This window comes from Allopusillimonas ginsengisoli, from assembly GCF_004153455.1.
GTDB lineage: Bacteria > Pseudomonadota > Gammaproteobacteria > Burkholderiales > Burkholderiaceae_B > Allopusillimonas > Allopusillimonas ginsengisoli.
On sequence record NZ_SDQE01000001.1, the window covers coordinates 576,872 to 587,592 of the forward strand.

Here is a 10,721-nt window from a genome sequence, read left to right on the forward strand (position 1 = left end):
TTTCAGGCCCGTTTTTGCTGGGCATAGCCCTTGAGAACTTCTTCGCGCAGCACGTTCCAGATGGCCTGGTGCAGCTCCACGAAACGGGGATTGGTTCGTACTTCGGCCACATCGCGCGGCCGGGGCAGATCGATCAGGAATTCGCCGATGGGATGCGTGGCAGGGCCGGCAGACAGCACAACCACGCGGTCGCTCATGGCAATGGCTTCATCGAGATCGTGCGTGATGAACAGCACGGCCTTGCGACTGGCCATCCACAGTTCCAGGACTTCATTCTCCATCAATTGCCGGGTTTGGACGTCAAGCGCAGAAAACGGCTCGTCCATGAGAATGATGTCGGGATCGCGGATGAGCGTCTGTGCAAGCATGGCACGCTTGCGCATGCCGCCAGACATCTGGTGCGGGTAGCGGTTTTCGAAACCGCCGAGCCCGACACGGCGCAGCCAGTCCATGCCTTTTTCACGTGCCTGAGCGGCAGGCACGCCTGCAAATTCGAGGCCTGCCGTCACATTGGACAGCGCATCCCGCCAAGGCATCAGGGCTTCGCCCTGAAACATATAGCCTGCACGGGCATTTACGCCTTTGAGCGTTTGGCCAAAGACACGTATCGTGCCTGACGATGGGGCCAGCAAGCCCGCCCCCACGTTCAATAGTGTCGATTTTCCGCAGCCGGTGGGGCCGACTACGGAAACAAACTCTCCTGGCGCGATCGCGAGGCTCGCCTCCTTGACGGCGGTGTAGCTTTTGCCACCGCCCTCGTTGGAGGCGAACGTGCAGGTAATGTTATCGAGAGAAAGTGCTGCTTCAGGCATTGGGGTATTTCTGATTGGCCTTGATGACAAAATCGTTGGTCCAGACCTTGGAAATATCGATCTTGTCTTTGGGGAAGTTGGCAACGAACGCAGCCAGCGCATTCAGCGCGGTTTGCGGACCATCGTCGGGCACCATGCCATCCTTGGACAAAGCTTCCATATTGCCCTGGAGCGCCAGCTTGTAGAGCTCGATGTCTCCCAGCAGATAGCCCTCTGGAACAACCTTGGCAATCTCGTCCGGGCTATTGGCGTGTATCCATTTATCCGCCCGCACAATGGCATTGGCCAGCGCCTGGGCCGTATTGGGGTTGGCGTCGATGAATTTCTGCGAGGTATACAGGCAGCCCGACGGCATGTTGCCGCCAAAAATATCCTTGGTGTCCTTGATGGTGCGGGTATCGGCAATGACCTGGATCGCATCTTCCTTGAGCAGCGTACTGATCACGGGATCAAGGTTGGCGATCGCGTCGATCTGGCCTGTGCGCATCGCCGTGATGGCACCCGCACCCGCGCCCACGCCAATATAGGACACATCCGTTGGCTTGAGACCGTGCTTGTCCAGGAAGAAGCTGGCCATCATATTGGTCGACGAACCTGGCGCCGTTACGCCGATTTTCTTGCCTTTGAGATCAGCCGGCGACTTGTAGTCCGCCATGGTCTTGTTGGAGACCGCCAGCACAATCATGGGCGCTGCGCCCTGCTGGGCGAAGGCGCGGTAGAACTGGCCTTTGGACTGCAATGTAATCGTATGCTCGAACGCGCCGGAAACGACGTCTGCACTTCCTCCGACCACTGCCTGCAGTGCCTTGGAGCCACCTGCAAAATCGATGATCTTGGCTTCCAGGCCCTCGTCCTTGAAATAGCCATTGATATTGGCGATAGACAAAGGCAGATAATAAATCAGTGCCTGGCCACCTACGGCGATGCTGACATCTTTCTTTTCAAGCTGCTGGGCCCGCGTCAGAGCGGGAGCGAACGTGGCTGCGCCAGCTACGCCTGCCATCTTGAGCAGGTCGCGTCTAGAAAGGGACATGGGATATCTCCTGATGGATGTTGTTTTGCTTTGTAATAGTACTGTAGAAATAACCTGCGGCCATAGGGACTTGCACCATGCGCAGCGATCTCAGGACGTGCTGCGCCGTTCCATCAAAGCCCAGGCAATTGTCCCGGCATCCACATATTCAAGCTCGCTGCCTGCAGGTACACCCCGTGCCAAACGGCTGACTTTCAGCCCCCGTTCGCGCAACAACTCGGACAGGTAATGCGCTGTGGTCTCGCCCTCTGCCGTAAAGTTGGTGGCCAGTATGACTTCGCGCACCTCGCCATCGCAGGCGCGCGCGATCAGCCGATCAAACTGTAGTTCTCGCGGGCCCACGCCCTCAAGCGGCGCCAGTCGGCCCATCAATACATAATACAGACCACGATAGCCATGGCTGGACTCGATCATATTCTGATCGGATGGCGTTTCGACGATGCACAGCAAGGAGCCATCGCGCTTGGGATTGGCGCAAGTCGGACAGATATCTTCTTCTGAAAACCCATTGCAGCGGCTGCAATGGCGCAGATCCTTAACCGCCGAGGCCAACGCGCGGCTGAGCTGGTCCGCACCCCGCGTATCGTGCTGCATCAGATGGTAGGCCATGCGCCGGGCCGAGCGGACACCTACTCCCGGCAAGCAGCGCAGGGATTCAATGAGTGCCTTGAGCGGCTCGGGTTCCGGAAGCGGCGTTTCCATAGACAAATCAGAACGGCAGCTTCATCCCGGGAGGCAAGGGCATGCCCGCCGTGACAGAAGACATTTTTTCCTGGGAAGCGGCTTCAGCCTTGCGCAGGGCATCGTTGAACGCGGCCGCGACAAGGTCTTCGAGCATGTCTTTGTCTTCGCCCAGCAGCGTAGGATCGATGGTGACACGCTTGACATCGTGGCGGCAGCTCATTGATACCTTCACCAGACCGCCGCCCGAGGCGCCCTCGACCATGATCTCCGCAAGCGCTTCCTGCGCTTTCTTCATGTTTTCCTGCATCTGTTGCGCCTGGCGCATCAAGCCGGCGATCTGACCTTTCATCATGATGGATATTTCCTGATAAAGAAAAGAGTCCAGGGATAAACCTGGATTATTCAAAATACCGAGCCGTCTCCGAATATCGGACCAGCCTCGGTTGGGAAGTGTATACGCACAGGATGACCGTATGCCTACCGCACATCATGCCGCCCTTTCCTCGGTAGCACTGACCGATCCTGGCACCACGCGGGCGCCGAAGTTGGCGATCAGCTCTTGCACAAAGGGGTCGTTGACAACGGCCTGCTCTGCGTCTTTTTGCCGCTCTGCGCGGCGCGCCTGGGCGACAGCGTGCGCGGTTTCGTCGCCAGTGTGGCCAAACTCGACCTCAAGCTGGACGGCCGTGCCAAAGTGTTCGGACAATACCGTGCGCAGCCTGGCCTTGCCCTGGATTTCGGTCAGCGGCCGTATCGCCACCCGCAGACGAACTTGATCTCCCTGCCCGCCCAGCCATTCGCTCTGGCGGGCGAGCTCGGCCGCCAGGCCGCTCAAGGGTAGCTTGGCCGCCAGCGCAGGCCATGCCTGCGACGTCATGTCACGCAGGCGGGGAGTTTTGCTTTTTTTACGGGCAGGCGCAATGCCGGGCGGCAAAGTCGACTCGCCACCGTCTTCGCGCAGGGCGAACCCCCCTGGAATGGCATCCGCGCCGTCATCGCCGTCCGATTCTGCAGGCACGAAGCGCGCGCCATCATCGTCGTCTGGCACAAATCGGGCTTCGTCGAAATAACCTGCCTCCGGGTCGGTGGCGGGCGCCGACTGCATAGTCTCGAAACCGTCTTCCGCCGTGGCATGGATTGCTGCGGCGGATGCCGCCGGGGCCGCTGCCGAAGCAACCGTGCGATCTGACGGCACAGCCGACGGCGTTTCAGCGGTGTGCGCCTCGGGCGCACCGGCCTGAACACGAGCGGGCGACGCAGCGGCAGCGACATCTTGCCTGGCTGTGGCACGCGCGCTGGATTGCGGGCGCTTTGATTCGGCCGGAGGACGGACATCGTCTTCCCACGCTGGAATATCGTCGGCGGGCGCAACAGTTGTGATTGAATCCCCGGATGCCGCGGCGGCGGCAGGCGACGGGGCCGCCATGCTGGCGGCACCTTGTCGCTGCATAATTGTGGCGGCTCGCGCTGGATCCGCCTGCCCAGTCCCAGCCGCCTTGGGCGCGCCGGCGACCGGTATGTTGGCGCTGTCAGATGACGCGCCGGTGCCACCCGCCTTGGCGGGTGCGTCTAAGGGGGGTATACCGACGGACTCCGCAGCGGGCGCCGCTGTCAGGGTTGCCGCATCCGGCGCTGGCGCCGCGCTTGCCTTGGCGGGCGTGCCTGCCTGCTCAGCCCCGGCTGCCGCGCCGTCTGCAGCCTGCCCGCCCGAAGGCGGCGGCACAGTGCCCGGCGGCACCAGCGACAACATGCGCAAACACGCCATCACGAACCCTGCATACTCATCTGGCGCGAGGGTAAGCTCGCTGCGGCTGTGCACCGCAACGGAATAAAACAGCTGTGTCTGATCCGGATGCAAGGACTGGGCAAGCGCGGCAATATCTTCGGCCAGCGGGTCGTCTGCCGACGTGGCGCCCGGAATCCGCTGTTCTATGGCGATACGCGACAGCAATATGGCCAAGTCTGCCAGTGCGCCGCTGTACGAAAGACCACGCATGGCGAGTTCGTCTGCCACAGCCAGCACCTGCGATGCACTGCCTTGTGACAGCGCCTGCAGCAAAGCAATCAGATGACGCTGATCGATGGTGCCCAACATACCGCGCACCGCTTCGCCCGACAGGTTGCCCGCACTATAGGCAATCGCCTGGTCAGTAAGGGACAGCGCATCGCGCATAGAACCCGACGCTGCCTGAGCCAGCAGACGCAGCGCAGGGGTTTCGTACTGAATGCCTTCCTGATCCAGTACGCCTTGCAAATGGCTGACGATGGATTCTCCGGTCATTTGCTTGAGATTGAACTGCAAACAGCGAGAAAGCACCGTAACCGGGATCTTTTGAGGATCCGTCGTTGCCAGGATGAACTTGACGTGCGGCGGCGGCTCTTCAAGCGTTTTGAGCATGGCGTTGAACGCATGCCCGGTAAGCATGTGAACTTCGTCGATCATGTAGACCTTGAAGCGACCACTGCCCGGCGCATACACCGCCTGCTCCAGCAGTTGCGTCATTTCGTCGACACCGCGGTTGGACGCGGCATCGAGCTCGACATAATCCACAAAACGGCCGGAATCGATTTCGGTGCACGCGCGACAGACACCGCAAGGCGTGGCCGTGATGCCGGTTTCACAGTTGAGGGACTTGGCCAGGATGCGCGACAGCGTGGTCTTGCCAACGCCCCGCGTGCCCGTAAACAGCCAGGCATGGTGCAGACGCTGGGTGGACAAGGCGTGCGTCAGTGCGCGCACAACGTGATCCTGACCGATCAGCGTGTCGAACGACCTTGGTCGCCATTTTCGCGCAAGTACAAGATATGTCATGCAAAAGCCTGAAACCCGAGGGTAAACGGAAAGTGTACCTGATTGGGCGCGGGCATGGGGACGCGGAAAACTACCCGCAAATGAAGAGGCGAGCCTTACTTCGGCACTGGCTCTGAACGACTATGGCTGCTTCGTTCCCGACCTGACCAGATTCACCGCCGAACCATGCGAAGGGGCCCGCCAAGCGAAGTTTAACAGGAGTTTGAGAATCGCGTTAAGGCGCATCGTGCACCACATTTGTATAGATGCAAAGACTCAGGCGATTCCCGTTTTCACTGCCTTCTTCAGCGCTTCGTCTATTCGGGTCTGCCAGCCACGGCCGGCTCCACGAAAATGATCCACGACATCTCTGGACAGCCGAATCGTCACCAGCTCTTTTGTTGGCGCGCGTTGCGAGCCACGCTTGCCTAGACCACGCAATGTTTTCTGAACACTCTCAGGAAGCGAATCCAGTCTTTTGGCGGCCGCGAAATCCGCATCTAACAACTCACGCACTTCGCCATCGGAATCAATTAAGGGTAAGCGATTTGGCATATCTTCTTGCCTCTCTACAGTTTGCTTTACGAAAGCTAATCACCCGAATGCCGTGAACAGTCGCAGACTTTTGATAGCATGGAAGGTGATCTTCATTTTTATTGTAAGTACAATAAAGTAGAATTACAACATCATGCCTCCCTCTATGCTCGTGTAGAGAGGGGCTGTAGAAGATCTCATCATGGCTTAGCCCCGCCCTCCAAAGCGATGAAACTGAAAGGTTTCATCGCTTCGTATTTTCACGCCCCCATCGCCGTCACGTTCACCCCAACATCCGCTGGCGGGCCGAAGTACAGGCTGCTGGTCACCAGAGCATCCACCCCGCTGGCCGCATATTCCGCGACATTGTGCTGACGGATACCGCCTGCGGCGAGCAGCCCCAGTGAGGGCCATTCCGCCCGCAAGAGCGGGCACCATTGCGCAAGCTGCGCGGGCTCGACCTTATCGAACTGGATTACATCGGCGCCGCAACGAGCCGCCTCGCAGGCATCCTCATAGGTGTCGGCTTCAATCACGATTTTCTTTTCCACCAGATGAGGCCGATGAACATCCAGCGCTTTGCGCAGCTCGGCCCAACCGCCCGGCATCAGGGCCCGATGTTGGGGAAACACCAGCACCGTCTCGGACAGGCCAAGGCGATGCGGAAAGGCTCCGCCGGCCAGCGCTGCCTTCTGAACGACGCGACGCAACCCGGGCGGATGCTTGCGGGTCGTGAGTATGCCCACGCCAGGATTCGCACGGGCTGCAGCATCCACCATAGTGCGAGTGCGTGTAGCTACCCCACAGGCGTATTCCAGCAGGTTCTGTCCTACCTTCCAGCAATCCAGCAGGGGCTGTGCGTCGCCTTGTGCCACGACCGCCACCGTGCCCGGCTCCACCCGCTGTCCGCTGGGCAGGCAAAGCGACACTGATCCGCCGCGCTGGCGTACCATGCGCGCCACTTCCTCTGTGCAGGCCAGCGTCATGGGCTGGCGCGCCACCCAGGATATCCGGGCTGGTCTGTTGCCAACATCCAGCAGCGTACTGGTCAAATCGAAAAACCCAACGTCTTCCTCCAGCCAGGCGTCCAGCATCGACGTTTCAAAAAACAGCGGGGCATTGTTCATCATCCGTCCTCAGTGAAATCAAATCGTTCCATAACGCTTGAGCAGGAAAAACGCCAGCGCAGACATGCCTACCAGCAGCAGCGACAATTGGTTCGCGCAATCGAACTGACCATCGAGCACACTGTTGTAGATCGCCAGCGACAAGGTTTCAGTGCGACCCGAAATATTGCCGCCCAGCATCAACGAAATGCCGACTTCGCCCAACGCCCGGCCGCCTGACAGAATCAAGCCCGCGGCAATGCCGCGTCGCGCCAAAGGCCATTCCACCCGCCAGAACACCGTCCAAGGGCGCTCACCCAGTGTGGCGGCCGCTTCGCGCAGACGTGCCGGGACGCCCATAAAGGCCGTTTGCACGGGCTTGACCATGAGCGGCAGGCCCGCCACAAACGCTGCGATAACCAGGCCCGGTGTGGCAAACACGAGCTCGGGCCGGAGCGCGGACGGCAAAGCCTGCATCAGCCAGCCATTGCGTCCCAATGCCACCAACAGGGCATAGCCCAGCACGATGGGAGGAAAGATCAGCGGCAACATCACCATGGCATCCAGCACGCCCTTGCCGGAGAACGTTCGGCGGGCCATCAGCCAGCCCAGGCCCGCGCCCACCACCAACTGCAGCAGCATGCTCCACAGCAACACTTCGGCGGTCAGCCAGAGTGAGGCCTGCGCACAGTCGGCCACGCTTTAATCCAGGCCGTAGTGGCTCAATATCTCGCGCGCTGGCGCACTGGACACAAAATCAATCCAAGCCTTGACCGCCTTATCGCCCTCGTGGTTTTTCATGACCGCCATGCTGATATCGATGGGATCGTAGCAATCGGCGGGTGCCTGCACGTATCCACCGATGCGATCGCCCTGGCCCAGCGCCTCCGTCAGATTGACGAAGCCGGCATCCATTTCACCCAGCGCCACATAAGACCCGACCTGCGGCACCGTGTCGTTTTCGACCATTTTTCCGCCGACCTTATCTATCAAGCCCGTGCGCTGCAGGCACTGCATCGCCGCGTTGCCATAAATGGCCCGTTTCTGGTCTGGCGTCGCAAAACGCTGTACCTTATCGCTACCCAGATCCTGTACCGACGTCAGTTTGATTGTTTTCGAATAGATCAACGCCAGCTTGCCCGAACCCAGGCGCTCATAGCGATCGGCCAGCTTCATGGGTTCCAGGAAGGCCCGGTCGCCGACCAAAAGCGCAATGTCCGGATTCTGTCGAGCCTGGGTCTCGATCTGCTTCATATGGCCAAAGCTGGCTTCAACTTTGATGTCCGACGAGGCCGGGAATTTCTGGATGAGCTCCATCAATGGTTTGCGATACCCTGATGCCGACGCAATCAGCAAGGTTTCCGCCCCCACCGGGGCAGCGCAAGAAACGAACAGGCCAATTGCAAGCCCAAACACGCGAAGTTTCATGTGGGTATATTTCCTAGGGAAGCGTTATTCATATCTAAGCGCCGATACATAGCGCGGTCGAAATATACCTTACTATATAACGATATGGGAAGGTAGCCGCTTGTGCCCGCCCACCGTCTGATAAGAAGCGCTGAACGACCTTCAGTTTGAAGCCCAAAGAGGCAACCCCTCTCCAGTTTTAAACCGTCCAATTTCCGGGGGCAGGTCACCTCTCCTGCATGTATTTCCCCCAGATGTCCGACTTCTGGGAGTCAGTTCACCCCAATCAACTTTGGGTGTCGGACTCCACTTACGTGTCGACCTGGCAAGGCTGGCTGCATGTGTCCTTCGTCATCGATGGGTTTGCCCGGCGCATTGTCGGCTGGCGTGTCAGCAGTTCCATGATACGGACTTCGTGCTCGATGCCCTGGATCAGGCGCTGTATGACCGTCAGCCTCAGCAAACCGATGGTCTGATACACCATAGGCTCTCCCTTCATCCGAATTGATCCAGTTTACTGGACATATTTTTATTTAGATTATGTTTTGTCCAATAAACTAGACATTACAAATCGGAGTTTGTCTCTTTTATTGTCTAATATAATTTACAAACAGGGGAATACATATCAAAATATCCAATATACTTTACAGGATATTGATATGGACATGATGGAAATTGGGGCACTCATCAAGGCAAGGCGTGTGCAATGCGGATTGAATCAAATGCAACTGGCCGAGCAGGCCGGGGTATCCAGAGCCACGCTTAGCGCGCTGGAAAACGGCCACTTGCCCGAGCTGGGCGTGAACCGGTTGCTGCGCATATTGGAAGCTGTGCAGTTCGATATGAATTTTACGCCCAGCATGGACTATCGCCCCACGATGGATGAACTGCAGAATAAGCGCGAACAGGACGATGCGCCTCGAACCAGGAGTCGATACCGTGGCTAATGACACTGAACAAACCCAACCGGCCATATCCGATTTGCTTGATGTCTGGGTGGATGACCATTTGGGTCTTCGCAAGGTAGGGGTTCTCGAGCGCTTTCGAGAAAACGGCAGAGCCTATCAGGCCAAGGTGGCGTTTCATTATCTGGACGGTCTGAACGACGCCGATGCGGTTTCGCTCATCATGCCGATTCGGCGCGCATCCTATGAGCCTAAAGTGGCCGGCATGGTCGGAAATCTGCCGCCAGTGTTCGATCAGAACATTCCGGAAGGGGCGCTGCGCGCTTACCTGGTTAATCGCTATTTGAAGGTCATTACCGACATGGGCGATTTTGAACTGCTCCATTTGGCTGGAAATAGAACCATCGGCAGAATTCGCGTTGTACCTCATGGCCAAAGCCCAGATGGCAAAAGACCAGTCGTACCCTCGCTAAAAGAGGTATTGGCAACTACGGACTCGCAGCAGTTGCTGGAAGAACTGTTTGAAAAGATGGCGCACCATTCCGGGGTAAGCGGCGTGCAGCCCAAGGTTCTCTTTAGCGACAAGCAGTCTGATGAGACGTTAGATCAACAGAACATTTCTGGACGCCACCGCCTGACACTCCAACAGGATGGCTATATCCTGAAGGCGGCCGGGCGGGACTTCCCAAGCCTGGCGATCAATGAATACCTGTGTCTGTATGCGTCAAAAATGAGCGGCCTGGCCACAGCCCACGCCGAACTCTCGGACGATGGACAGGTGCTGGCCATCAAGCGTTTTGACCTGGATGAGCAAACGGGCCACCCTATCGGATTCGAAGACATGGCCAGCCTAAGTGCATTGACCGCACACGATAAGTACAAAGGCAGCTATGAAGAAATGGTCAAGACCATGGCGGCAATGCTAGCGCCCCAGGAGCGGCGCGCGCTGATGGTCGAGGTATTCAAATCCATCGCGCTATCTTGCGCCGTCGGCAATGGCGATGCGCACCTGAAGAACTTTGGCCTACTCTACGAAGATCCAACCATAACGCCACGCCTCGCGCCCGTATACGATGTATGTTGCACCAGGGCCTACCTGGATTCGGACCAGCTCGCGCTAACGCTTGGCGGCTCCAAGCGCTTTCCAAAACGAGATGCGCTCGTCAAGTTTGGCCGCATCACATGCAAAATGACCGGCAAGGAAGTCCATCGCGTCCTGGAAGACATCGCAACCGGCATCGAAGTGGCTGCGCTGGAATTACACTACTTCTGCGAGCACTATCCAGAATTTAATCTGGCATGTGGAGAGCGTATGCTCAAAGCCTGGGACATCGGCATGCGCTATACGCTTGGGATGGGGCCCGATTACGTGCTACCTGCCTCTTTGGAATATGTGGGCACCAGCCGGCCCAAGATGGCCGGATAACTAGCTTGCTCACTTTAAAGCGT

11 protein-coding genes, 1 other RNA gene and 1 pseudogene are annotated in these 10,721 nt (G+C 58.2%); 3 read left to right on the forward strand and 10 right to left on the reverse strand.

Features of this window, described 5'->3' with window-relative positions; genetic code table 11:
- Positions 1 to 2: 2 nt before the first annotated feature.
- The 10 genes from ERE07_RS02940 to modA all read right to left on the reverse strand — a co-directional run bounded on the left by ERE07_RS02940 (position 3) and on the right by modA (position 8,388).
- Positions 3 to 812, reverse strand: coding sequence for an ABC transporter ATP-binding protein (locus ERE07_RS02940; protein ID WP_130007305.1), 810 nt, complete (start codon positions 810 to 812; stop codon positions 3 to 5).
- Positions 805 to 1,845, reverse strand: coding sequence for an ABC transporter substrate-binding protein (locus ERE07_RS02945; RefSeq protein ID WP_130007306.1), 1,041 nt, complete (start codon positions 1,843 to 1,845; stop codon positions 805 to 807). The genes ERE07_RS02940 and ERE07_RS02945 overlap by 8 nt, the downstream gene beginning before the upstream one ends.
- A 90-nt stretch (positions 1,846 to 1,935) precedes the next feature.
- Positions 1,936 to 2,547, reverse strand: a complete 612-nt coding sequence (gene recR, locus ERE07_RS02950; protein ID WP_130007307.1) for a recombination mediator RecR — start codon at positions 2,545 to 2,547, stop codon at positions 1,936 to 1,938.
- A gap of 7 nt (positions 2,548 to 2,554) precedes the next feature.
- Positions 2,555 to 2,881, reverse strand: coding sequence for a YbaB/EbfC family nucleoid-associated protein (locus tag ERE07_RS02955; protein ID WP_130007308.1), 327 nt, complete (start codon positions 2,879 to 2,881; stop codon positions 2,555 to 2,557).
- A gap of 135 nt (positions 2,882 to 3,016) precedes the next feature.
- Positions 3,017 to 5,341: a DNA polymerase III subunit gamma/tau gene (gene dnaX / locus ERE07_RS02960; RefSeq protein ID WP_130007309.1), complete on the reverse strand. Its 2,325-nt coding sequence runs from the start codon at positions 5,339 to 5,341 to the stop codon at positions 3,017 to 3,019.
- Between the two features lie 84 nt (positions 5,342 to 5,425).
- An RNA gene (gene ffs / locus ERE07_RS02965) (signal recognition particle sRNA small type) lies at positions 5,426 to 5,523 on the reverse strand.
- Between the two features lie 73 nt (positions 5,524 to 5,596).
- Positions 5,597 to 5,875: a BrnA antitoxin family protein gene (locus ERE07_RS02970; RefSeq protein ID WP_130007310.1), complete on the reverse strand. Its 279-nt coding sequence runs from the start codon at positions 5,873 to 5,875 to the stop codon at positions 5,597 to 5,599.
- A gap of 239 nt (positions 5,876 to 6,114) precedes the next feature.
- Positions 6,115 to 6,984, reverse strand: coding sequence for a ModD protein (gene modD, locus ERE07_RS02980; protein ID WP_245153370.1), 870 nt, complete (start codon positions 6,982 to 6,984; stop codon positions 6,115 to 6,117).
- 15 nt (positions 6,985 to 6,999) lie between these two features.
- Positions 7,000 to 7,659: a molybdate ABC transporter permease subunit gene (modB, locus tag ERE07_RS02985; protein ID WP_280634348.1), complete on the reverse strand. Its 660-nt coding sequence runs from the start codon at positions 7,657 to 7,659 to the stop codon at positions 7,000 to 7,002.
- 3 nt (positions 7,660 to 7,662) lie between these two features.
- Positions 7,663 to 8,388, reverse strand: a complete 726-nt coding sequence (gene modA, locus ERE07_RS02990; protein WP_130007311.1) for a molybdate ABC transporter substrate-binding protein — start codon at positions 8,386 to 8,388, stop codon at positions 7,663 to 7,665.
- Positions 8,389 to 8,648: 260 nt separating this feature from the next.
- Here modA and ERE07_RS02995 point away from each other — a divergent pair.
- The 3 genes and pseudogenes from ERE07_RS02995 to ERE07_RS03005 form a co-directional block, all read left to right on the forward strand.
- A pseudogene (locus ERE07_RS02995) lies at positions 8,649 to 8,851 on the forward strand (DDE-type integrase/transposase/recombinase); the annotation flags it as partial.
- A gap of 175 nt (positions 8,852 to 9,026) precedes the next feature.
- Positions 9,027 to 9,314 carry a helix-turn-helix domain-containing protein gene (locus ERE07_RS03000; protein WP_130007312.1) on the forward strand — a complete coding sequence of 96 codons (288 nt, stop codon included), beginning with the start codon at positions 9,027 to 9,029 and terminating at the stop codon, positions 9,312 to 9,314.
- Positions 9,307 to 10,698, forward strand: a complete 1,392-nt coding sequence (locus ERE07_RS03005; RefSeq protein WP_167670708.1) for a type II toxin-antitoxin system HipA family toxin — start codon at positions 9,307 to 9,309, stop codon at positions 10,696 to 10,698. The genes ERE07_RS03000 and ERE07_RS03005 overlap by 8 nt, the downstream gene beginning before the upstream one ends.
- Positions 10,699 to 10,721: the final 23 nt, after the last annotated feature.